This window comes from Nostoc sp. 106C (assembly GCF_002154725.1).
Classification (GTDB): Bacteria; Cyanobacteriota; Cyanobacteriia; order Cyanobacteriales; family Nostocaceae; genus Aulosira.
The window spans coordinates 34,335-57,954 of record NZ_MTAW01000219.1; the positions used below are offsets into that span (position 1 = coordinate 34,335).

Annotated in this window: 22 protein-coding genes; 11 read left to right on the forward strand and 11 right to left on the reverse strand. The window is 42.5% G+C overall.

Going from position 1 to position 23,620, the window contains the following annotated elements; translation table 11 throughout:
- Positions 1 to 392 precede the first annotated feature (392 nt).
- The gene (locus BV375_RS37385) at positions 393 to 536 is read right to left on the reverse strand and encodes a hypothetical protein (RefSeq protein WP_166507582.1); all 144 of its coding nucleotides are present in this window, start codon (positions 534 to 536) and stop codon (positions 393 to 395) included.
- 300 nt (positions 537 to 836) lie between these two features.
- On the opposite strand from BV375_RS37385, the gene BV375_RS31935 reads away from it, so the two are divergent.
- The 5 genes from BV375_RS31935 to BV375_RS31945 all read left to right on the forward strand — a co-directional run bounded on the left by BV375_RS31935 (position 837) and on the right by BV375_RS31945 (position 4,183).
- Positions 837 to 1,313, forward strand: a complete 477-nt coding sequence (locus BV375_RS31935; protein WP_086768019.1) for a hypothetical protein — start codon at positions 837 to 839, stop codon at positions 1,311 to 1,313.
- A gap of 346 nt (positions 1,314 to 1,659) precedes the next feature.
- Entirely contained in the window at positions 1,660 to 2,622 is a 963-nt protein-coding gene (locus BV375_RS31940) for a fatty acid desaturase family protein (RefSeq protein ID WP_086768021.1), read from the forward strand.
- A 97-nt stretch (positions 2,623 to 2,719) separates the two neighbouring features.
- Positions 2,720 to 2,896 (forward strand): hypothetical protein, encoded by a 177-nt coding sequence (locus BV375_RS37390; RefSeq protein ID WP_166507583.1) that lies wholly within the window; start codon positions 2,720 to 2,722, stop codon positions 2,894 to 2,896.
- A 233-nt stretch (positions 2,897 to 3,129) separates the two neighbouring features.
- Positions 3,130 to 3,258 (forward strand): hypothetical protein, encoded by a 129-nt coding sequence (locus BV375_RS38940; protein ID WP_279432986.1) that lies wholly within the window; start codon positions 3,130 to 3,132, stop codon positions 3,256 to 3,258.
- 535 nt (positions 3,259 to 3,793) lie between these two features.
- Entirely contained in the window at positions 3,794 to 4,183 is a 390-nt protein-coding gene (locus BV375_RS31945) for a dihydrofolate reductase family protein (RefSeq protein WP_243714113.1), read from the forward strand.
- A 495-nt stretch (positions 4,184 to 4,678) separates the two neighbouring features.
- Here BV375_RS31945 and BV375_RS31950 read toward each other — a convergent pair whose 3' ends face one another.
- Both BV375_RS31950 and BV375_RS31955 read right to left on the reverse strand, forming a co-directional pair.
- Positions 4,679 to 5,008, reverse strand: a complete 330-nt coding sequence (locus tag BV375_RS31950; RefSeq protein WP_086686219.1) for a hypothetical protein — start codon at positions 5,006 to 5,008, stop codon at positions 4,679 to 4,681.
- Positions 5,009 to 5,435: 427 nt separating this feature from the next.
- On the reverse strand, positions 5,436 to 6,452 hold the full coding sequence (locus BV375_RS31955) for a metal ABC transporter substrate-binding protein (RefSeq protein WP_086768025.1): 1,017 nt from the start codon (positions 6,450 to 6,452) through the stop codon (positions 5,436 to 5,438).
- A 90-nt stretch (positions 6,453 to 6,542) separates the two neighbouring features.
- Here BV375_RS31955 and BV375_RS31960 point away from each other — a divergent pair, with 90 nt between their 5' ends.
- From BV375_RS31960 to BV375_RS39060, 4 genes are all read left to right on the forward strand, one after another.
- Complete coding sequence (locus tag BV375_RS31960) at positions 6,543 to 7,370, forward strand: metal ABC transporter ATP-binding protein (protein ID WP_086686214.1); 828 nt, start codon at positions 6,543 to 6,545, stop codon at positions 7,368 to 7,370.
- Positions 7,371 to 7,465: 95 nt separating this feature from the next.
- Complete coding sequence (locus BV375_RS31965; protein ID WP_086768027.1) at positions 7,466 to 8,323, forward strand: metal ABC transporter permease; 858 nt, start codon at positions 7,466 to 7,468, stop codon at positions 8,321 to 8,323.
- 435 nt (positions 8,324 to 8,758) lie between these two features.
- Positions 8,759 to 9,052 carry a hypothetical protein gene (locus tag BV375_RS31970; protein WP_086768029.1) on the forward strand — a complete coding sequence of 98 codons (294 nt, stop codon included), beginning with the start codon at positions 8,759 to 8,761 and terminating at the stop codon, positions 9,050 to 9,052.
- An 8-nt stretch (positions 9,053 to 9,060) separates the two neighbouring features.
- The gene (locus BV375_RS39060; RefSeq protein ID WP_086768033.1) at positions 9,061 to 10,689 is read left to right on the forward strand and encodes a GUN4 domain-containing protein; all 1,629 of its coding nucleotides are present in this window, start codon (positions 9,061 to 9,063) and stop codon (positions 10,687 to 10,689) included.
- A gap of 803 nt (positions 10,690 to 11,492) precedes the next feature.
- Here BV375_RS39060 and rsgA read toward each other — a convergent pair.
- Positions 11,493 to 12,554 carry a ribosome small subunit-dependent GTPase A gene (rsgA, locus tag BV375_RS31980; protein ID WP_086768035.1) on the reverse strand — a complete coding sequence of 354 codons (1,062 nt, stop codon included), beginning with the start codon at positions 12,552 to 12,554 and terminating at the stop codon, positions 11,493 to 11,495.
- Between the two features lie 505 nt (positions 12,555 to 13,059).
- On the opposite strand from rsgA, the gene BV375_RS31985 reads away from it, so the two are divergent.
- Positions 13,060 to 13,602: an alpha-ketoglutarate-dependent dioxygenase AlkB gene (locus BV375_RS31985; protein ID WP_086768037.1), complete on the forward strand. Its 543-nt coding sequence runs from the start codon at positions 13,060 to 13,062 to the stop codon at positions 13,600 to 13,602.
- A gap of 130 nt (positions 13,603 to 13,732) precedes the next feature.
- Here the strand turns inward: BV375_RS31985 and xylB are convergent, their stop codons facing one another.
- The 7 genes from xylB to BV375_RS32020 all read right to left on the reverse strand — a co-directional run bounded on the left by xylB (position 13,733) and on the right by BV375_RS32020 (position 22,932).
- Positions 13,733 to 15,199 carry a xylulokinase gene (gene xylB, locus BV375_RS31990; protein ID WP_086768039.1) on the reverse strand — a complete coding sequence of 489 codons (1,467 nt, stop codon included), beginning with the start codon at positions 15,197 to 15,199 and terminating at the stop codon, positions 13,733 to 13,735.
- An 88-nt stretch (positions 15,200 to 15,287) separates the two neighbouring features.
- Positions 15,288 to 16,610, reverse strand: coding sequence for an outer membrane protein transport protein (locus BV375_RS31995; RefSeq protein WP_086768041.1), 1,323 nt, complete (start codon positions 16,608 to 16,610; stop codon positions 15,288 to 15,290).
- 177 nt (positions 16,611 to 16,787) lie between these two features.
- Positions 16,788 to 17,921 (reverse strand): potassium channel family protein, encoded by a 1,134-nt coding sequence (locus BV375_RS32000; protein WP_086768044.1) that lies wholly within the window; start codon positions 17,919 to 17,921, stop codon positions 16,788 to 16,790.
- Positions 17,922 to 18,010: 89 nt separating this feature from the next.
- Positions 18,011 to 20,209: an EAL domain-containing protein gene (locus tag BV375_RS32005; protein WP_086768046.1), complete on the reverse strand. Its 2,199-nt coding sequence runs from the start codon at positions 20,207 to 20,209 to the stop codon at positions 18,011 to 18,013.
- 209 nt (positions 20,210 to 20,418) lie between these two features.
- Complete coding sequence (locus tag BV375_RS32010) at positions 20,419 to 21,060, reverse strand: DUF4142 domain-containing protein (protein ID WP_086768048.1); 642 nt, start codon at positions 21,058 to 21,060, stop codon at positions 20,419 to 20,421.
- Between the two features lie 136 nt (positions 21,061 to 21,196).
- Complete coding sequence (locus tag BV375_RS32015; RefSeq protein WP_086768051.1) at positions 21,197 to 21,760, reverse strand: type 1 glutamine amidotransferase domain-containing protein; 564 nt, start codon at positions 21,758 to 21,760, stop codon at positions 21,197 to 21,199.
- Between the two features lie 284 nt (positions 21,761 to 22,044).
- A complete protein-coding gene (locus BV375_RS32020) occupies positions 22,045 to 22,932 on the reverse strand; it encodes an NAD(P)-dependent oxidoreductase (protein ID WP_086768054.1) in 888 nt (295 codons plus the stop codon).
- 330 nt (positions 22,933 to 23,262) lie between these two features.
- On the opposite strand from BV375_RS32020, the gene BV375_RS32025 reads away from it, so the two are divergent.
- Positions 23,263 to 23,460 carry a hypothetical protein gene (locus tag BV375_RS32025; protein WP_086768056.1) on the forward strand — a complete coding sequence of 66 codons (198 nt, stop codon included), beginning with the start codon at positions 23,263 to 23,265 and terminating at the stop codon, positions 23,458 to 23,460.
- The last annotated feature ends 160 nt before the right edge of the window (positions 23,461 to 23,620 follow it).

The following is a 23,620-nucleotide window of genomic DNA, read 5'->3' on the forward strand; positions in this document are numbered from 1 at the left end:
GATTATTTTTTAGATTTAGCTCATCAATAATATAAGTAACTGCTCAATCTGCTAATAATTTTTAGCTGTATTCTTGTCTATTAATCAAACATCCGACAGAAGTAAAGTAACTGTTGCAGTTTATGAGCGTCAATCTTCAAACAAGTAAAGTTTAGTTTCAAGATAAATCTATCATAATTAAATAGTGCTATTTTAATAATTGAAGCTACAAAGCTTCCCTGGCAGATACAACAGCCAAGTAGGTTAAGTCCCAGTTAGTTAAGAGGTAAAAACGCTGTTACATCATCTGTCTCGTCAACTAACAACAACACCCAACTCGATAACTTATATTTCCTCAATGTGGTAAAGAGGGGGTAGTATAACTGAAAGTTAATTACATTGCGAGGATGTAATTAGTCAGTGTAGCCCCGTGTGAAAGAAAAAGCAGAGGAAATTACTAAGTAAGTCGCAGCTTGGGTGTTGTTGTTTTTAGGAGCAACATTTGTATTATCTGCGATCGCATAATAGATAATCTTCCCCGACAATTCTTTGCCCACAGCTAGTCAATTGATGATGTTTTAAACTGGCTGCGGAGTCTGAAGGGGTAATTTGACGTTAGCCATCTTGGAAATAGAGCAGAGTTTGTGCATTTATGGCGATCGCTGAAATATTCAGCCTAAACATTACGACTTTAACCCTTAACGTTGCAATCTTATGCCTGAAGATTCCGACTTTCAGCCTATCGCATCGCTTGCAATGCTAAAAAATCTCTAGCGAACAGACAGTTTGGAGACAGTTTTTGTTCTAATGGAAAGCATAGGGTAAGTTTTGGGTACAGAACTATAAGGCTTTAGGTTATGAAAGTAGCTGATTTACCCGCATCGGTAATTGAAGAACTAGTAACTAGCGAATATTGGCGAATTGATATCGACCCTGGTTTTGATGCAAAACATGAGTTCTTCATGCACTGGAAATATTTACTACCAAACCCGCATACGGCGGATTACGAAGAAGATGAACTGGCAGAGTTGATTAATTTTAATAGCTATGAGATACTCCTGCCGATGGGACGGAACCACCACCCCCATTTAAATTTACTGCGCTTAAATATTAATAAAGATGAAACTTCATTGACGTTATTTTTGTTTGATACCTATCACAGTAGTTGGTTTGACGATATACATTCTGCCCGTTACGGTTTTCTTGCGGTTGCTGACCGCTATCAAAAATATGGGTGTGACTTTTTTATCGCCTCTTACTATCATTTTTCCTATTTAGTGGGGCAAGATTACGAAAATGCACGCTTAATTATGCAGCAGCGTTTGGGTGTTTAGGTAGGTTGGCTATTTCTCGTTAAAACAAGGCAGAAGGAAAAAAGATTTTAAAAGGCACTTAGTCTGAGTGTCTAATTACGATACGGCTTTATCATCGCAGCAATGTTGCGATCGATTTCTCTTGGGCATCAGTAAATTTGATTAAGGCATTTGTGTGATATGTAACTAAATGCTCGGCAAGATTTTACTACAATTCTTTACACCCATTTAGCAAATGATGTTCTAAATTATTACGGGGCATCTACATGACAATACTTAAATGTAACGTCTGCTAACCTCTGTCTTGTGCCTAGCCCTAACAAATAATACTTGGATATAACTACTGAGATGATATGGAGTGTTAACTATGTCAATTGATACCATTGCTCAAATTGAATTATTGGATGAAAAAACTGAGCAGCATTACAATCCGCAGCAAATTCTTAGTGTTGAACAATTAAGCATTTTGAATGATCGCTCTAACGTTCAAGGACTGATTCAACTAGCAGGACATCTAACGATCATCGGATGTAGTGGTTACTTGTGGGCAACAAACTTTGGCAATTGGCTTGTAGCGATCCCTGCATTGATAATCTATGGCTTTAGTCTTGCTTGCATGTTTGCACCTATGCACGAAGCTGGACACAGAACAGCTTTTGCTAACAATCGCTTAAATGATATTGTTGCTTGGCTTGCAGGTCTACTCTCGTTTTACAACAGCACATTCTATCGGCGTTATCACAAATGGCACCATCGTTATACTCGTGTTCCAGGTAAAGATCCAGAACTGACCGATCTCACACCTCACAACATGGGTGAGTACTTCTTGGTACTTAGCGGTTTACCTTGGTGGGTAGACAAAATACAGGGACATTATCGCGCTGCACTCGGTCAACTTGACAATTGCCCATTTATCCCAGACACCGCAAGAGCTGAAGTTATTCGTTCTACTAGATTACAATTAGCTGTTTATGCAGGTGCGATCGCGCTTTCATTTGCAGTAGGTCAACCTTGGTTTTTTCTTTATTGGCTGCTACCGATGCTTGTCGGTCAACCAATTTTGCGTTTTATTTTGCTAGGGGAACATACAGGTTGCACTCTTGACGCTAACTTGCTGACGAATACGCGCATAACACTCACACTCTGGCCTGTGCGATTTTTGATGTGGAATATGCCACTTCATGCTGTACATCATTTATATCCATCAATTCCATTCCATGCGCTGCCGCAAGCATATCCAATATTAAGTTCACACTTTACCCATGTCGATCTCGGCTATATCAAAGTCAACCAATATATTATTGCTCAATTAGGAAAGTTGCCTTGTTAAATCTTTTTCTACAACTTTTTTCGTAGTCCTCAAGCAAGATGAAGTTTCTGGATGTTGCAGCAAACTTAGAAATAAGTAAGCGTAAATCATCACAGCCATGACTACTGAAAAAGCAAAAAATTCCAAAAATATTGCGTCTGCCACTTCTGGGCAAAGTGAAAGCAAAAAAGAACTCAATCAAAAGACTTCTGTAGAATTTTCAGTTAGCATTTTATTAGGAGTAGTAGTAATTGTACTTGTGGCAGCAACTGCTTATTACGGACTAGTTCGCTAATTTGCTCCAAACGACAAAAATACAGCAGAATTTAGAACCACAAGAGGCTTTATATGTCTGGTTTTAAAACTTAGGATGTATATTCAATAAAATGAAATCTGCTGTATTTGAATATCAAACCACAGATAAACACAGATGAACACCGATATTTATCTGTGTTCATCTGTGTTTATCTGTGGTTCCTTTTTTACTGATTTGCATTTTTGCAAGAAGTGTATTAAATATGTGTTTTATTGGTAAATAGACTGGGCATTGCCCACCATATCCGGGTTTTGATGGCATGGGCACTGCCTACAGATGCTAAGAAAGCGGGAACACCTAACGACAAACAAGTGATGCGTGTTCCTCTGCTTCTGCCTTAACCAGACCGTCATTGAGCGCTAAAATTTGACAAAACCCGCAAATTTACATAAGTTCTAAATTTCTTCCGGAATGCGCCAAACGCATCCTGTATACCATTACATACAGAACCACTTATACCTAAAACGGGGCAATACTACTATGAAGCCCCATATAAAACTAATCTCTCAAAGCCGCTCTCAATTAAGTTTAGAGCGGTTTTGCTATATATAGTCAACTCTTGGTTAAATTTTCAATTCTGCGATCGCATGGGAAGTTGGATAATTTCTTGTTAGCTACGTTATTACCCGGTTGAGCCACCTCAATACTCTTGCTCAAGCTAACTACTAAAAATACCACGATTAGCTGAAAATAAATCACAGACAAGCAGAAGAGAACATACGAAAAATACGCTTATTTATTGCCTCTAGTCTTGACGGATATATTGCCAGGACATCAGGAGAGGTCGATTGGCTATTCACAGACCAAGACTATGGTTACACTGAGTTTTTTGACCAAATTTACACAGTACTTATAGGTAGTAAGACATATCACCAAATGCTTGGATTTGGGGAATATTCATACAAAGGCAAGAAAGGTTTTGTTTTCTCTAATACTCTCCAAGGTAAAACAGACAACAACGTGGAATTTGTTGGGGGTGATTTGAAGGGCTTTATCAACACGCTGCGTCAATCTAGTAGCGGCGATATCTGGTTAGTTGGGGGAGGACAGATAATTCATTATTTTCTGATTCACAGCTTGATTGATCAATTGATTCTCTCGATCCACCCCATTATTTTAGGAGATGGTATACCCCTAATTTGGAAAGATCGCAGTGTAGAAACATTACTTGAGTTGAAAGATGTAAGAACTTATGAATCTGGATTATTGCAAGTAACTTCCAATTTCAAAAGTAATACCAATTCAAATAATGTTTGCGACAGATAAATTCTTTGTAGGGGGCACGGCACCAGTCATTGGTGTCAACTTAAGCTCAAACGCTTATCCCACATACGTTTTACCCCTCCCCTTAATCCCCTCCCCCGAAGTTTGCTCAACGGGGGGGAACCCCCGCACGCAACTTCTCTCCGCCTGCGGGGAGGGGAAGTTTTGGCTTTAGACAAAACTGGGGTGGGGTGACGAGGATCGTAATGGTAGGTGAGTGAATACAAAATCACGTTTTAACAAGGGTTTCACGTTAAGTTGACACGTATGGGCACCAGTAAAATAATTTGATATACCAAAAGATTGTGGCTGCCGTGCCCCTACTCATGTGTCGCGTTCTTTTTTCAAAATAGTATAAGCCTAGAGATGCATTCTAAATTAGTAATAGTGTAGGTGGGCATTGCCCACCCTACGGAGTGTTGGTGTTTTGCTACGATCCCGATTTTAGATTGGCGATGAGTAAATATCTCTAAAATCAGGAAATCTAAAATTGTCAAACTACCACCAAATGCGATTGCCGTTTTCGTCAACTCGTGCTTGTCGAATTACATCAGAAATCTCTTCAGCGTCTTTTACATGGTGGAGGGCTTTCTTTTCACCATCGGGTTCATCGACAACAAAGTATGTGGGGACTTTAATGTGGTCACCTGTAATGTCTGGTGAATCTACAGCTACTTGTTGAGCCTTATCTTCAACTGACTGGGATTCGTCAGCAATTCTATCTCCTGGATTGGCAGTTAAGTTTCTTTCTTTTACGTTTGGCTCGTCTTTAGAATGCCAATCTTCGCTTACTGGTTGATTAATTTGCTCTTTTGGTTCGTTAGTCATAACTATTGCGGGAATTTAAACTCTACTTTTACTAATATCAATCTAAAAAATAAAATGCCTAAAAAATTCTTTCTCTAGAGAGAGTTTGAAATTATCAATAAATAGATAGATGTCTATGGTTATATATTGGTTCTGATTTTTAACAAAAACTTCTAGCTAGAGAAATAGTTAATATTTATTTTTTGCTCAAATATCCTATAAGACTCATATCTGATTTTTGAAATACAGGAGGTAAATGTAGGGTGGGCACTGCCCACCAAAACCCCGATATGATAGACAATACAATTTAATTTTAAAAGAGTTGGAACTATTATTGTCTACTCCTATCTCAACCAAGCTTACGCATAAAGCTGTATTCAGGGATTTACAAGTAGTTTAATGATTTTAAATTGCAGCGATCGCTCTCCTGCTATCCTAAAATCCGGCTTCACTTATTGAGTTGAAAAGGTGTATATTTGCCCCCCAGTGCTTCGACAATGGTGCGGGTATTCGCCTCCATCATTTTGATATAAGTATCACCTTGACTACCCTTTGCGCCAATTGAATCAGAGTAGAGTTGACTTGATGCTAGCTTCACTCCTGCTTCTTGGGCTACTGTCTTGATTAATGCCGGATTGATTGTGGTTTCGGCAAAAATTGAGCTAACGCCGATTTTTTTAATTGACTCTACCAATCGCTGTACTGTTTGGGCGCTTGGTTGTTCTTCGGTGCTGATACCGATTAATGTACCAGCGATCGCAATCTGATAAGCACGTCCATAATATTGAAATGCATCATGGGTAGTGACGAGTTTGCGTTTATCTGCGGGGATAGTTTGGATCTGTTGATTAATCCAGCTATGCAACTGCTTTAATTCGTTGGTAAGTTGGGTTGCATTTTGCGTGAATTTCTCTTTATCTTCGGGTAATAACTCAATCAAACCATCGCGAATTGCACCTACCATTGCGATCGCATTTTCTGCACTACCCCAAACATGGGGATCTGGTACTACTTCGCCTTTACCTTTATCTAACTCCAAAGGTTTGACAACTTCTCCCACTGCTACCTTCCGCACATTTCCACCAGCAGCATTCATCAACTTAATCAATCCCGGTTCGAGGTTGTAGCCGTTATACAAAATCAATTTAGCTTCTTCTAAAACCCGGCTATCTGCTGGTACTGGTTCGTAAACGTGGGGATCTGTACCTGGTTTGAGAATTCCAGTTAGCTTAATTTCGTCTCCTCCAATCTCTTGCGTCAAATCAGCAATAATCGTGCTAGTTGCAACAACACGCGGTTTACCACCTCCCTGGGGATTGTTACTCCCAGTCGGCTGACTGCAACTTATTAAAGCTAAAGGCAGAAGAATTCCCAGGCACATCTGCGAAACAATATTCTTATTGATTCTGTTGACCTTCGCTTCGCCGTAGATGCCGCTAATCTCTATCCCAAGTATTAGTTTCATTTATCTAAGATATTACTTCTAACTATAGAGTTTTTCATATTTCTCTCATTTTTATAGTAAGCTCAAGAAATGAAATATAGAAATAAAATTATGAAGAGTATCTCTTTTTACAAGAAAAACGCCCAAGCACCGATACAAAACTGGGCAATACCTGAACAAGTCATTCAAACTCACCAGATGAAATCTACAGCAGGAATTAGCATCACACATCTTGGCGTGTACTACCGCACGCAAGAAGCTTTGAGAGATGTTAACTGTTTTATTGAACCAGGTAAACTCACAGGTATTTTTGGCCCCAACGGTGCTGGTAAAAGTACCTTGATGAAGGCAATGTTAGGCTTAGTTGCTCCAAGTAGTGGTAATGTCTTATACCAAGGTAAACCTTTGATGCAGCAACTAGAGAAAGTTGCTTATGTACCACAGCGCAGCCAAATAGACTGGACTTATCCGGCTACCGTTTGGGATGTAGTGATGATGGGACGGGTAAAAAAGACAGGATGGTTGCGTAGCTTTTCAGCAGTTAGCCGCCAAGTAGCAAACAGTGCTTTAGAAAGAGTGGGGATGAACCAATTTCGCGATCGCCCCATTGGAGAACTTTCTGGAGGACAGCAGCAGCGAGTATTTTTAGCCCGTGCTTTAACCCAGCAAGCAGAAATTTTCTGCTTTGATGAACCTTTAGTAGGTATCGATCAGAAAACTCAGACAGTAATTTTTGAAGTCTTCCAAGAACTCGCAGCCGCAGGCAAAATCGTCTTAGTAGTTAACCATGACTTAGGCGAATCGATATCCCATTTTGATGATTTAATATTATTAAACCGGGAATTAGTTGCCACAGGTTCACGGCAGCAAGTACTCACCGAAGAAAACTTAAACCGTGCTTATGGTGGTAAAGTAATTTACTTTTCTGATGCAGCTTAAATTGTCATTGGTCATTGGTCATTAGTCATTAGTTATCGGACAAAGAACAAAGGACAAATGACAAAGGACAAACAACAAATGACGAAGGACAAATGATGTTACAAGCATTGATTGAGCCATTACAATATGGCTTTATGCAGCGATCGCTGGTGATTGCGATTTTAGTAGGCTTATTGTGTGCAGTAGTTGGCAGCTACTTGATGGTGCAACGATTAGCATTACTCGGTGATGCTATTAGTCACTCAGTTTTGCCAGGACTCGCGATCGCCTTTATGGTGGGAGGGAATATATTTGTTGGCGCATTTATTGCAGGCGTTCTCAGTACAATGGCGATCGCAGTAATTAGGACGCGATCGCCAATCAAAGAAGATGCAGCAATGGGCATAGTTTTCTCTGCATTCTTTGCCCTTGGGATCACCCTAATTACAGTTATTCAAAAAGATAACAAAATCGACCTGAATCACTTTCTATTCGGCAATATTCTCGGCGTTACCATTGACGAAGTGCGAGACACCGCCATCATTGCGGCAGTTGTTTTATTAGTTGTAGTTTTGTTATACAAAGAACTTTTATTTTACACCTTTGACCCCTTAGGCGCACAAGCCGCAGGCTTACCAGTCAATCGGTTGAACTTTGGATTAATGCTGCTAATTGCCTTAACAATTGTCGCCAGTATGAAAGCCGTAGGTGTGATTCTCGTACTCTCACTATTAATTACCCCAGGTGCTACCGCCTATTTATTAGTTAAACGCTTAAATCAAGTGATGATTTTGGGTGCAGTCATCGGCGTAATTTCTAGTATTAGCGGTATGTACCTCAGCTACTTTTATAACTTACCCTCAGGCCCCGCGATCGTTTTAGTAGTATCGGGATTATTTGTATCGGCATTATTATTTAGTCCTCGACACGGGATATTTACGCCGCAAAAGAAGAAAGAGATGGTAGAAAAGTAAATTTATTTAAAAGTAGGGTGTGTTATGCCGCAGGCTAACGCACCTTGTACGAATTACGAATTAGTTAAGACTTCTCATTATCCCGCAAACCCGCCGTCACAATATTGTTATGCCGTAGGCTAAGGCACCTTGAATTGTTGGCGGTGCGTTGCGCTGCGCGACAACACACCCTACACTGAAATTTTTTAACTTAGAGCTAGCCTTTTCCCAGGCTAAATTCTTGATGAAAACTCGCAATTTACGTAATTATCAACCTTGCTCTTGATTTATTTACAGTAAACTGAGCTTAAGCCTCAGTAATACATTATCTTAAATTCTGGTATTCAAAATCGCCAAATACCCACTATGGCAGACATTAAACTTACAATCAGTTTTATTGACCAAGACTTAGATGAAGAAGAAAAAGACGAAGAAGCCGAAAGACTTCTGACTTAAATGAAAGAACTTGATGAGGTAGAAGAAGTTAACCGAGTAGCTGAACTCAACGCACCAGTGGGAAGCAAGTCAATTACAGGCTATGTTGTCGGTCAAGTGATGGCTATTATGAAATCGGAAAGTGTCAAGCAAGTTTGGGGTTTTCTTAGCGATCGCTTAGGTAACAAGCCGATTGAAATAGAACTAGAATTAACCAAAGAAAGCGGAGAAAGCAAGAAAGTCAAGGTTAAAGCCAGCAGTCGCAAAGAATTAGAAGCAGCAGTGAATGCAATACAAGAAATTACAAAGGTGTAGATAGGTAGATGGCAAAGCTAGCATTGCTGATTGGAATTAGTGAGTACCAACCTGGGTTAAATGCTTTACCTGGGGCTGTGCAAGATGTAAAAGCAATGCAGCGAGTCTTACAGCACTCAGAAATGGGTGATTTTGCCGTTGCTGATGTTACAGTGCTGGAAAATCCCCCACGCCAGAAAATGGAAGAAGCAATTGAAAGTCTGTTTTCTAATTGTCAAAAAGATGACCTAGTGCTGTTGTATTTTTCTGGACATGGGATTAAAGATGATAGTGGCAGACTATATTTAGCAACTAACCAAACACGTAAGCATCCAAAAGGCGAACTCATTCAAACTACCGCCACTGCTGCCAGCCTGATACATGAAATGATGGAAAAAAGCCGTTCTCGGCGACAGGTAATTATTCTTGACTGTTGCTTTAGCGGTGCTTTTGCCGAAGGAATGAAGGCGAAAGATGATAACAGCGTAGATATTAAAAACCAACTGGGAGGAGAAGGACGGGCAGTACTAACTTCTTCTACCTCTACCCAGTATTCTTTTGAACAAGAAGGGGCAGACCTATCAGTTTACACTCGCTACATTGTCGAAGGAATTGAGAAAGGTGCAGCTGACACTGATAACGATGGCATGATTTCTGTAGATGAACTGCATGAATATGCCCGAAAAAAGGTGCAAGAAGCAGCCCCGGCGATGAAGCCAGAAATTTATGCTGTTAGGGAAGGCTTTAAAATTAAGCTAGCGAAAGCTCCTGTAGACAATCCTCAATTGGAGTACCGTAAGGAAGTAGAGCGATGTGTAAGAGATGGTAAAGTTTCGGTTACAGGTCGCCGCATTCTCAAGCGTCGGCAGACTCAACTTGGTTTGTCAGTTCAGGTAGCAAGCCAAATTGAAACCGAAGTTTTGGAACCTTATCGCAAGTATCAAGAAAATCTCAAGGAATACGAAGAAGCGCTAATTGAGGCGGTTGAGGATGAAGGTACTCTAAGTCAGCATACACGAGAAGAATTAAAGCGGTTACAGCAACTTTTGCAACTCAGAGATGAGGATATTGTGAGTATTGAGGCAGGAGTGATCCCACCCTCAACCCATCAGAGCAAGCAAGGAGGGGAGGAAGAGGTGGCAAAGAAGACTACCTCAGAAGCACCTAAAACCGAGGATGATCTCAGTTCAGAAAAAGGCGTAGACTATACTAAACTGCGCAACTTGCTAGCAGCACAGAATTGGAAAGACGCTGATGATGAAACTTATCTAGTAATGCTTCAAGTCGTAGGACGAGACAAAGGTGACTGGATTAGGGATGAAGAACTGTTAAACTTTCCCTGTACCGACCTCCGCACAATTGACCGCCTATGGGTAAAATATAGCAATGGACGTTTTGGCTTCAGCGTTCAAAAGGAAATTTACTTAAGCGTTGGTGGTCAGCTAGACGGTAAGTATTACGAAGAAGCCTGGAATAAATTTGGCGATCGCGTTGGATGGAGAGCGAAAAGCAAATGGATTAGCTACAGTCAAGTCACTTTTGATAGCTCTGCTCCTAGAGGACACCTCCCAGCCAGAGGAGATAGGCTTATCCGTGTGGTAAGGGGTTGGGTGGCTGGGTCTTATATCGCATCAAGACTAATAAAGTGTAAAATTTAAAGCTTTCAAAAATTTATTACAGGCTCTCTTCACACGCAGTAATCAACTTTTCATAAATCCGATACCAGGCAACCCCTTCGCGGAAGTTAAAAGTCAAAAGATTATTAGAGTTTTCTTTACTCGTTACTATTGATTTAGCAATAATTTTAATCAGCTTTGTTGCCTTCATCTATAGCTCGACTGGGATGCGGTACATGGTAGGGGCACGGCATCAATAATATTTCGGTTTATACAATAAATTTTACTGGTGCCGTGCCCCTACGATATGTGATTCAAATATGCAAAAAATCTTGTAAACTGTGATCGCTCTATCTCTGACAAAATGTGTAGGCATAGTCCAACCTAGGCATCGCATAAAAAAAGCTTGGCATATACAGCGATGGTTGCACTCACCAACGAACTTTGGTCATCAACGTTACAACATTAAGCCTTAAGGAAGATTGAGCGATCGCCTATAACTCAACTTAAGCGATCGCAAAACTATTAGATTATGCCAGTCTGCGTAAGGCAAGCGCGTAGGCGTAGCCCATCGTAGACAGTAGATATTTTTACAGAAAGCGATCGCGAAAATCTAAAATTGAAACTAGCTGCGATCGCTGTTTGGGTCGAACTACGATTAGACAGTGAGGTTTTAGGCTAAATCCGGTGAGGTGTGGTTTAGGATCAGGTAATTTTTAGATAATCGCTTTGGATGTTATATCTATCGAAATCATTATTATTAGTTTGCCTAGCCACACATAGTCTTTAAAAGGACGGGTGATATTCCCGCCCCATAAAAAAATCAGTTATTTATCCCAACGTCATCAACCCTTGTGATGATTTCGCATAGCCTTATGGATTTTCTTCCAGCGTTCTTTTTGGGCTAATTCCTCCCGTTTGTCTTGTTTGCGGACAAGATAGTTAAGTTCTTTTTGCAATTTTTGGTAGCTGAGAAATCTTGAAAAATCAAGTTCTCCCTCAAGTAATGCTTGTTGCACTGCACAACCGGGTTCGTTGTTGTGTTGGCAATTACGAAAACGGCATTCTGCGGCTAAGGTTTCGATGTCTGCAAAGGTTCCTTGCAAACTTTCATCACCTGCCCAAAGTTGAATTTCTCGCATTCCTGGGGTATCGATAATTAAGCTGCCTGTCGACAGTAATATCAATTCTCGATTTGTAGTCGTGTGTCTACCTCGGTCGTCACCTCGACGCACTGGTTGCACAGCTTGCACTGATGCACCTTTGAGTTGGTTGGTGATGGTAGATTTACCCACACCAGAAGACCCTAATAAAGCAACTGTTTGTCCTGGTTGGAGGTATGATTTCAAGGCATCCAGCCCTTGATGATTGGTGGCACTCAATACTAGAATTGGTACTCCCAGGGCAACGGCTTCAACTTCTGAGACACTCTCTTCTAAAGAGTTGCACAGGTCGGCTTTATTTAAAACTATGACTGGATTTGCACCACTTTCCCAAGCCAGAATTAGATAGCGTTCAATTCTTCTAGGGTTAAAGTCGCCATCAAGTCCACAAACCAAGAATACAGTGTCAATGTTAGCTGCAACAATTTGTTCTTCGGTTTTACTACCAACGGTTTTTCGGGAAAACTTGCTTTTTCTCGGCAAAATTCCGTGAATGGTAGCGCGTCCTTCTGACTCTCGCGCCTGAATAATCACCCAGTCTCCAACAGCGGGAAAGTCTTGCCCTTGAGTAGCTTGATGTCGCAGTTTACCTGTAACTTCTGCTGTTAGTTCGCCCTGTTCGCTATAAACGATGTAAGTATTTCTGTATTCAATAGCAATCCTACCAACGCTAAAACCTTGTTGGCTATAGGGTGCAAAACTGTGAGTAAAAAAGTCACTCCAGCCTAAAAAATCCAAATTCATTGATGTTTCCTCGATGTGTGTTGCTTGTTATGAACAAGGCGCACAGAGGCGGACACTTTTGTAGATGAGTTTCTCTAGTGTCTGTAAATTCGAGTATCATTCCTGTAAATGAAGGACTGAACGAAAATCTCTGCGCCTTGTGTTGGTTTTTTTGAAGGGAACCCGGACGGCTAGCAATTCAGTCATGATTCTTCCTCTCTAATGTAGTACAAGAATAATCTACATCACTACATTATCTCATTTCGGCAAAACTGGCATCAAATACTGTGATGGCATGGTTAGTAAAGGTAATGCCCTCACCAACCAAGGAATCATTAAGTTATGTTATGGAATTCATACTTGATTTTTGAAATACACGTAGCGATCGCCAAAATCTAAAATTCAAACTATCTGCGATCGCCGTATGGTTATGCGATAGTTCACGGCAATTTAAGGGTTAACTCTGCTGTTGAATAAAATGGTGAATACTTGAAAGAGCATATTGTTAGGTTGGTTTATAAAAGTTATGTCCTACATAAATTCAGCGCCGCATATCCATATAGCAGACTCCTTTGTCACCCATCCTGAAATGCTCTTTGCTCTTTTGCGGGATAAGGTTGAGTGGGACGAGCGTTTACGGGCAAGAAAGACGGCTAGCTTTGGCGTTTCCTATGACTACTCAGGTATGATCTATCCCCAGGTTGAAATGCTTGCTGAACTTCTCCCGATATGTGAACAGATTTACGAAGAGCTTCATTTCTACCCAAATAACTGTCTCCTCAATTACTACCAGGATGGGTTATCGTCAATGGGCTTCCACTCAGACTCAAGTGAAGAGTTGAGCGAAGGAACTGGAGTGGCGATTGTATCCTTAGGTGCTGAACGAAGGATCGTTTTTCGCAGCAAACTAGATAGCTCAATTAAGTTTTCATTTCATCTGAAAAATGGCGCTCTCTTGTATATGCCGAAGCAGATTCAGTCAGACTGGTTGCACGCGATCCCCAAAGCACCTGGTGTTGGAGAACGAATCAGTCTTACGTTTCGATCAATTGTCAAATCTCATACCTAAACAAAATTCTTAAACCTGTTGAGAGTAGGGATTACATTAGTGATTTGATGGCATTAACCAAGTAGGCAATCGCCTACAATCCAACTTAAGCGATCGCTCGTTCCTAAAACGCGGTAAACTGCACTTCATCTCAACGAACCGCTTTCAGGGCTTCGTACAATAATTTATATCGCTCAAACCCTGCTTCGTACACAGAATTTGCTTGCGGCTGTACCACACTGCTGTCCTGTGCCAGTATCTTAAATGCAGCTTCTAAATTAGGATATGCACCAACCCCCACCATTGCTAGAATAGCTGCTCCGTAAGCGGCTCCTTCTTCGGCTTTGGGTGCAATCAGTTCTGTTTGCAAAATATCTGCCAAAATTTGTAACCAAATTTTAGATCGTGCGCCTCCGCCTGTTGCCAAGAGTTGATGCACGGGAGCAATTCCACTAATTACCTCCAAGGCTTCCCGCAAGCTAAATGCCACACCTTCCAGCACAGCACGAGTTATATCTGCTTGAGTATGAGCTAATGACAGATTAACGAAAGCACCGCGAGTATCTGGATCGAGGTGGGGACTGCGTTCGCCTGCGAGGTGAGGTAGAAATAGAACACCACGCGCACCAGGAAGCGATCGCTCTGCCATATCCATCAATTCGGTGTAGGATATCTGCGGTGCAAATGTATCTCGATACCAACGCAGAGATCCACCTGCTGCTAGCGTCACTCCCAACAGATGATAGCCGCCATCGACATGGCAAAATAAATGCACTCGTCCTTGGGGATCGGGAATTGGGCGATCGCATGGTGCAAAGATAACTCCTGATGTGCCTATACTCAAACTACCTCGATTAAGGTTGCTTGATGAGATACCCAAACCAATCGCTGCTGCTGCATTGTCGCCTCCGCCTGCAATCACAGGTAATCCGGCTGGGAGTTCCACACGGGTGGCAATTTCTGATTTCAATCGTCCGGCGATCGCGGTAGACTCAACTACTGGGGGAAAAAATGCAGGATTAATATTGAGAGTATCAAGAATATCTGTGTCCCATTGGCGAGTTGCCAAGTTCAAACACCCAATACCAGACGCATCAGATGGTTCTGTGAATGATTCACCAGTTAGCACATATCCCAGATAATCTTTTGGTAAAAGAATCTGCCACAACTGAGCATAAGCATCGGGTTCTTCAGTTCGCAACCATACAAGCTTCGGCAGTTGAAATCCAGTAATAGCAGGATTTCCCGTGCGCTGAATCAACTCCTGACGGGGAATAGCGGCTTCAATTGCTTCAACAGCTTTACCTGTACGTTGGTCATTCCACAAAATTGCTGGTCTAATTGCTTTCCCTTCAGCATCAAGCGGAACCATACCATGCATTTGCCCAGATAAGCCAAGGGCGATGGCTTGGTGTCCATCTAGCTGGTGAGCAACATCAGATAGTGCATCTAAACTTGCTTCCACCCAATCCGCTGAATTCTGTTCCGTCCAACCGGGGTGTGGAGTTAACAGGGGATAGCTTCTCGTAGTCTGAGCGATAATTTGCCCTTGCAGGTCAACTGCGATCGCTCTTACTCCTCCTGTACCCAAATCTAAGCCAACTACGACATCAGTCATGTCATTTGCTTTGCATGGAATATATCTTTAAATTACCAAGGGCACAAAATTGTTGTGCCCCTACTGAGGTGTAATTATTTGCAATTACCTAAAACTGCCAATTTACTTGCAAACCAATAATATCCACTTCGCTGGCAAATTTCCCTGTGAGTGTACCTGCTGTAGTGCTTGATTGGTTAATCAAGCTATCGTCAGAGAACACATGGCTATAACCAATGTCTACATTGAAAGATTTGGAAGGCTTGTAACTAGCACCAAATCCAATCAAAGTGCGATCGCCACCAGGTAGTCGCGGAGTATTATATTGATCGCTAATCGGGCTAGGATCGTAAGTAACACCAGTTCGCAGGGTTAATTTGTCATTGACTGCGTAGTTTACCCCCACACCGACGCGGTAAGTATCGTTCCAATTTTCTGGTTGTACGCTGTCTGCTTGAGCAGGGTTGTCAAACTTGACTCGCAGTTCTTGGAAGCGACTCCATTGTGTCCAGGTAACATCGCCAACAACTGATACTTGGGGGCTAAGTTCTTGGTAAATCGCAAGTGAGAGTGTATCAGGTAGTTTGACAACAGCGCTGGCTCCTGTATCTGTAAACTGTCCCCTAGCTGTAAGGATTCTGAGATTTTCTGGGACGCTGAAATCCGCATTACCCCGGATATCTTGAGTAATGGGAGAACGGTAACTTAAACCAATGCGCGTACTTTTGCTCGGTTCATACATTACCCCCAAGTTATAGCCGACACTCCAGTCGGAACCAGTGACTTTCACAAAGCCGTCTGCCTGTTGAGGTAAGGTAGGTAAACCAACACTCCGCCCAATCAAACCAAAGTCGATCGCATTCGAGAGTGTAGCTTCAGCATACTGGATATTCAGACCTGCGCCTACAGAAAAGTTATCAGTTACCTTAGCGGCAATAGTGGGATTAATATTATAGGTGCTGAGTTTAGATTCAACTGCCTGGTAACGCCCAACCCAGTTATTGTCATATTTAGTAATTAGTCCAAAAGGAACGTTAATTCCCAGGCCTAGCTTGACGCGATCGGAGACACTCCAAGCAGCATAAATGTTTGGGATCACAACATCCACACCAGCTTCGCCACCATTACCACCTGTTAATGGCGCACCTGTTACTACGCGAGAACCTTGGTTTTGAAACTGGATTGTTGGGGAAATGACAAAAGTAGCTCCAACTACAGAATTGTCTTCTAAGCGAGTTAACCCAGCAGGATTTGCAAAAATCGTACTAGCATCCTCAGCGCTAGCTGCACTACCAGCAAAGCCATTTCCCAGAGCCTTGACACTCTGTTCATTGAGAGCAAATCCACCCGCCAATGCAGAGTTAGCTGTAGCGTTGACAGTAAGTACCACAAAGATTGGCACTAGCAACAAGTTCACCTGTAATTGTTTCATATTGATGTTTTTAGAATTTAAACAGTTTTAAATTCGCGATCGCTTTTGCGCTTTCAAAGCAAAGTGATCGCTGATGAAATTGATTATTCAGCAATCTGATAAATTTCCAGTCATTTTTTTACAACTTGTTGCGTGTAGCTACTGCTGTGTTAGCTTGGCTCAATCTTGTGTAGGATATCAAGAAAATGGTCGTCGCGATTTGCTACGAGAAATTTTAGAGGATGGCGATCGCGAGACAGTTTTTTGATCGAGTCGCCGAACCAGCGGATGCGGTGCAGGAACAGCATGATGAAACCAACTCGGCGGTGTCGTAGCAAAGTATTGAACTAAGGTATTGAGTAAACTGCTGTAAGCCGAATGCATATCTACAAACCCCAGCCACGCTGATTCCGCATCCTCTAGCACAAAACCCATCTGCGCTAAGCTAACCCGTGACTGCTCAAATTGTTCGCGATCGACTTCTAGTATGTCTGCGGGGGGAAGTTGAAATAAGCGATGCAGATCGAGCAAAATCCGACAGCCCATTCGGTGCATCAAATAGGCTCGACCACAATGCTCGTTTTTAACGGTGGTGAGCAGCAGTGTGCAAGCATCGAGCATAGCACCGAGGGTACCAATCCAAGAATCATCTGCCGACGTCGAGCGAAAGAACGAGAGAATGGGATAAGCGCGATGACTTTCTAAAATTTCGGCTGCCCATGCTTCCCAATTGCCTATATCATGGGGTAATTGGTCGAGAATCTTTAACCGAGCATAAGTTTCCAGCAACATCACCCCTGATGGCGGACTTCCAGCCCGGGCCTCAATCAAATCGACAACTATCTCCCGAGACTGGAAGGAGCTATAAAGCGAGAATAAAAAGCTGATTACCAGCGACATCACTGCCAATCCCGATCCAGCTGCTGCTAGCATCACCAACCGCGCAATTCCCACTGGCACAAAATCGCCAAATCCAAGGGTGAATAGCGAAGTTCCCGCCACATAAAGGGCATTGCCAAAATCTTGAATCTTAGGTTGAATAGAGTCTTGCAAGGCATATAAAATCAGTCCGTACCCAAAAATCAACGCCATCACCCAAACTGCCAGCAGCAGCATCAACGACAGCGGCGCAAAGATTCCTAGTAAATACTCCCGCAGCTTTTTACCAGCAGACAAACTCAATCTTCGCCACGGCGACCAGCATAATCTGATCAGCAGCGATGAAATTCTAATAGTGCGGGGCGATCGCCGCGGAACGACAACCGCTTGAAACACATCAAACGCCACGATAAAAATGATTAAGATACCAAAGATCGCTTCACATATCGCCATCGTTTGATTGCCTGAGTTAGGGCTGAGTTGTTAAACAGTTTTTATTTGTAGCGGCGATCGCAGTTCTGTTTCATCTGCCCTATGGTTGTTTAGTCCATCTGTACAACACAATTTCTCCCTTGTGCTTTCGCCTGGTAGAGTCCTTGGTCGGCAGCAGCAATTAAGCTAGCAGCAGATGATTGACTATGAGGAATGATAGTTGCCACCCCCAGACTAAGGGTGATGAATTTACTGGCTAGAGAATTGGGATGAGGCAGTTGTAATGCACTAATATTACTTTGGATTTCTTGAGCAACTGCAATGGCTCCTTTGGCATCAGTATTCGGCAAAATAACTGCAAACTCTTCCCCACCATAGCGAGCAACTAAGTCAGCCGGGCGTTTCACTGTTTGAGAAATTGCTTTAGCCACGTGTCTGAGTGCATCATCTCCTGCTATATGTCCATGAGTATCGTTGTAAAGCTTAAAGCAATCGACATCACACAAAATCAAAGATAAGGAGGCTTGCTCTCGTGCTAACCGTTGCCACTCTGCGTTGAGCGTATCATCAAAGCAGCGTCGATTTGCAACTTGAGTCAGACCATCCGAAGCAGCAAGACGCTGTAATTCCTGGTTTGCTTGTTGTAATTGGTGATAAAGTTCCGATTGCTGAATAGCGATCGCAGCTTGACTTGCTAGCTGATTAAACAAGTTAATTTCCGATTGTTGCCATTGTCTGGTATTACTGCATTGGTGAGCAATCAATAGCCCCCACAAACGCTCTTGCTGTAAGATGGGCACAATCAGATTTGCCCGGATTTGCAACCTCCGTAATAGCTCTACATGGCAAGATGATAGTCCTTCGGTTTCAATGTCTGCGATTGCTCTTGTATTACCTTGTTGGTAATAAGCTGCATGGGTAGATTGAAAGCACGTGTCCATCACCTGAAATCCCAGAATAGACATACATCCTTCTGCTAATGATTCGACAGCGACTAGCCCACTCCAGTCTGGTTGAAACTGATAGATTACCACTCGGTCTACCTGAAACAGTTGTCGCACTTCGTTCGCTGTGGTTTGCAAAATCTCGTCTAACTCCAAAGATTGTCGGATGTGTTGCGTTACAGTAGCGACGATTCGCTCGGACTCGCTTTGGTGTTGAACCTGCTGCTTAAGCTCCTGGCAATTTGCCAATGCTACAGTTACTATGCTTGTATCAAAGTTAGGCGTAGCAGTAGCAGGTACTGCACTGGGTTTGGCAATCAAATAGCCTTGAGCAAAAGTTGCGCCGCGTTCTCGCAGCCAGTTCAGTTCCTCTATGCATTCAATTCCTTCTGCAACGGTTTGGATATTTAACTTTTGAGCAATTTCGAGAAGTTTCTCGGTAATTGAAGCTTTGTACAGGTCTTGATGCACATCTCGAATTAACTCCATGTCCAATTTAATAAAGTCTGGACGCAACTTATGCAGCAAATTTAGTCCAGAATAACCAGAACCAAGGTCATCAAGGGCCACTAAAAACCCAGCATCTCGGTAGAATTGGAGTACAGCTTTGAGGTGGGCTAAATCTTGAGGATTATCTGACTCCACAACTTCAAAGACAACTCGCTCATGGGAAATGCCTGCTTGATCGATGGCTTCTACTGTACTCCGCAAGCAAGAAACTGGGTCATAAAGCGCCGTTGGGGAAAAATTGATGAAGATGTGCCCACTTATTTGATGGTGGTTATATTGAGCGATCGTGCTCAGGCGAGCAACGCGGTCGAGTTGTGGCAGGAGTCCGGCTTCGGTGGCTAACTCTAGGATTGGTCCTGGAGGCAATAAATTGCCTTGTTCATCCAGTCCCCGCAATAACGATTCATATCCATAAATTTGGGATGTATCTTTAATTGAGACTATGGGTTGGAAGTAACTAGTAAATCGTTCCGTTGCCAGCATATCAACCAGCCAGTCCGACTGGTTATATTTAATGAAGCGTTGCAATGAAGCGATATCACTAAAATCTTGGAGTTGAGGTTGGATAGCGCCGCGAATAAAAAGGACTTGTGTCTCTTTTAGTTCTCTTGGTGCAAGTAGTTGGGCTAGGTTACGGGCAATTTCTTGGGCTTGTCCGGGTCTACAATCCAAACTCAAACCTGGCCGCTCCTGCATCAATTCATATACAATTGCGAACTGCTGTAGATAGGAAGTTACTTTCTTTAGAGTATGTGGAACGGGAAACCAAAGAAAGAGTCTGCCTGCTTCCCCAGTCCGGCAGCGTGCAACTTTGCGACAAGCACAAGTCTTGGAGATAGGAGATTTTTGACTCATAGGTAACTACCTTGCTCAACCCAATTTACTTTAGTATTCCCACTACAATTCTTGTAAAAAATGAACTACACTTCAAGTACATGAAGATTTAGTGAGTTCGGTAAACTAGGTATTTAGCTGAATAGGTAAGTCACGAACGTATCTCCAATCTTACTGCTATGTTGGGGTTAAGAAATACTCAACCTCTGTAGAAGTAAAATACTTTTAACTTATCGAGTACTGCTTGGAGATGGAGTACTAGTTGAAGTCGTGGGATTTGCAATAGAGCGAGCCTGTTGCAGATGTTGTTGCAGGATTGGCAGCGTTTGCGCCGCAAATGCTTTGAGGTCTGGATTTTGCCCTTGCTGAGCTTGGCGTTGATATAAGGACACATCCTTGACATGATCTTGAACCATGTGATTCATGTATTGGCGATCAAAGCTAGTACCAGAAAGCTTGGATAACTGTTGCCTGACTTTCTCATTTTCATTGCCGATACCAGTGGGCAGCGTCATACCTTTCTGAGTCGCTAACTGTTGAAGTTGATTGTTTGCTTGGCTATGATCTTGAACCATACGCTGTCCAAACTGTTTTACTGCATTGCTAGCTCCACGTTGTGATGCTAGTTGTCCTAGTTGGACTTCTGCTAAACCACCTTGAGCAGCTTCAGTGACAAACTGCCTATCGGCAGAACTGAGGGTAGGTTGCGCTGACGGAGTTGGCGAAGGACTTTCAGCTGTTTGCACAGGCTGAATTGTCGCAGATGGAGCTTGAGATGTATTTTGGTCTTGTTGAGCAGTTGATGAACAACCAGTCGCTAGAGATAAGGCGATCGCTACCAAACTGGCAGACAGTATTGTATGGTTGACCATAATCAATGTTCTCCTTTGATAAAGCTGTAGCTTACAGTCTTGAATTACAGCGATTCCGAATAAAAAATTTAGCGATCGCACAGTTGCGTGCGATCCGCTAATGCAGATGTTGATGAATTAAAATCACAACTCACAATTAACGTGAGCCTGATGCTGTTGGTGTGAACTGTGCAAATAGATTCAACATTTCCTGGTTAAATGCTGGGATATCATCTGGTTGACGACTCGTTACCCAATTCCCATCTACTACAACTTCTCGATCTATCCAGTTACCGCCTGCGTTACGAATGTCATCTTGAATAGTGTAGTAACTAGTTAAAGTGCGGCCTCGTACCAAGTTAGCAGATATCAATTCCCAAGGCGCGTGGCAAATGGCAGCGAATGGCTTACCTGCTTGTTGCATTTGCTGTAGGAATAATTGCACTTTTGGCCCCATTCTTAGCGTATCTGCGTTGAGTGCGCCACCAGGCAACAATACCGCATCGTATTCGCTAGCTTGAGCTTCATCAATACCGCGATCAACATTCACGGTTGTTCCTTTATCGTGATGCCGGAACGCTTGGATTTGCCCAGATTTCGTCGAGATAATTTCTACCCTTGCACCAGCTTCTTGGAGTGCTTGTACAGGTTCTGTGAGTTCAGTTTCTTCAAACCCATCAGTTGCTAAGACTGCAACTCGTAAATTTGATAAGTCAGCCATGATTATCTCCACAGGATGATTTAGCCAATACAATGTTAATTAGCGGTAATTGGGTCTACTGAAAGTTGTTTGTAAATTCTAAAGCGCGCTCAACAATGCTTTTAGGTAGACAAACCTGTAATCTCAGGTTTAATTGCGATCTATCTATATTGATATAGGTGCGTTGAGCTAATGAGTGTAAACTCTTCTATTCTAGGTAAGCTTAACTGTTTGAGGCTTTGTCTTAAGAGAGATTTTGTAGTAGGGTCTCTCATTTTTGATGTTACCAAGGTCACAATTAAGCTTTATAATTCAACGGTTACTCCCGCTTCTAATTCCAGCGCTTTGATCAAAGCCGAGGCGTTTTCTTCTCCCCATCCTTGATTGACAGCCGCTTTGAGCGTTTCCCGTACAAGGGCGGCAGCAGGCGTTGGCGAATTCAAATCTTGGGCAAAACGAGCAATTAAATTGGCATCTTTGAGCATGTGTTTTAATGCAAAATTTGGCGTAAAATCGCGCTCAAGTAGTGTCTTACCCATGCCGTCAAAAATCGGAGAGCGAAAATCTACTACATGCAGAACATCGAGAACGTCTTGTGGATTTAGTCCGGCTTTAGCCGCCAGAATCATCGCTTCTCCTAATGCTTCAATTTGGGTTGCCACAATCGAGTTACCGATGAGTTTCATCGCAGCTCCTTTGCCCGTGTCTCCAAGGTAATGGATCGTTTCGCTTAACGGTGCCAAAATTGGTTTGACTTGCTCAAATACGTTCTGCTTCCCACCTACAACAATCCACAATCCTCCAGCTGCGGCTTCGTTTTTACTACCAAAAACGGGAGCATCGAGAAATTCCACTTGCTTTTGGGCATAAGCTGCGGCTTCGCGTCGGGATGTGTCGGGATGAACCGTACTCATATCAATGGCGATTTGTGGCGATCGCACATTTGATAAAATGCCATCTTGCCCAAAAACAACCTCTTCTACCGCCTTATCATCTGCCAGTGAGTACATGATGACTTCAGCATTGTTAACGGCTTGTGCAGGTGTTTGTGCTAGTACTGCACCTTTTTCCACTAGAGGCCTACAAGCTTCTGGGCTGCGATTCCAAGCCGTGACTTGATAACCAGCTTTGAGTAAGTTAGTTGCCATGCCACGTCCCATGATACCGAGTCCTAAATATGCAATGCGTTCCATATGATGCCTTACGTAAAGGAAGTTGATAGCGTGCTCGAAATCTGCTTCTACTCTTCCCTCACATCATCAAGGCTTTGGGAATAAATACATCTCCCCATCGGTAGAGCCAACAAGCTCTGACTTTGTGCTTAAAGCAATTCTTCCTTTGACTACTTGAAATGGAACTACGCGATCGCTTATCTTGAGAGACGTTGAGACTATTTATTAGGAGTATTACTGAAATTCAAAAGGCTGAAATCGATAGATACTATTCTTAGGATTGATGTGGCTAAACACCGTTTTTGTCATTCTAGAAACCAAATATAGATGTATTGCTCTAAAGTCGAAAAAATGGCTGGACAATCACAACAAAAAACATTGATACGTCAAAACACTATCCTTGCTGCCAAAAACTTCTTAGCGAAAATGGACAACGACGCAACACCAGAAGAATTGGACATGATCGCCAATAGTGTCGGCGAAATCGCACTCTTTTGGCATCTGATTGGGAATCCTGAGGAGATTTCTTTGCTGGAGTTGCAAGGATAGTATTAAACAGCAATTAACTTGACTGCTGGGAATAATTACACTATGAGCACCAAAATTTGTTGGGCAAGCTTTTTTGCGATCTGTGTTTAGTTTTTTAAGACAGCGATCGCATCGTTCTAAATGTGGTAAATTTTGCCAGAGGTTACAATCGTGCAATAAT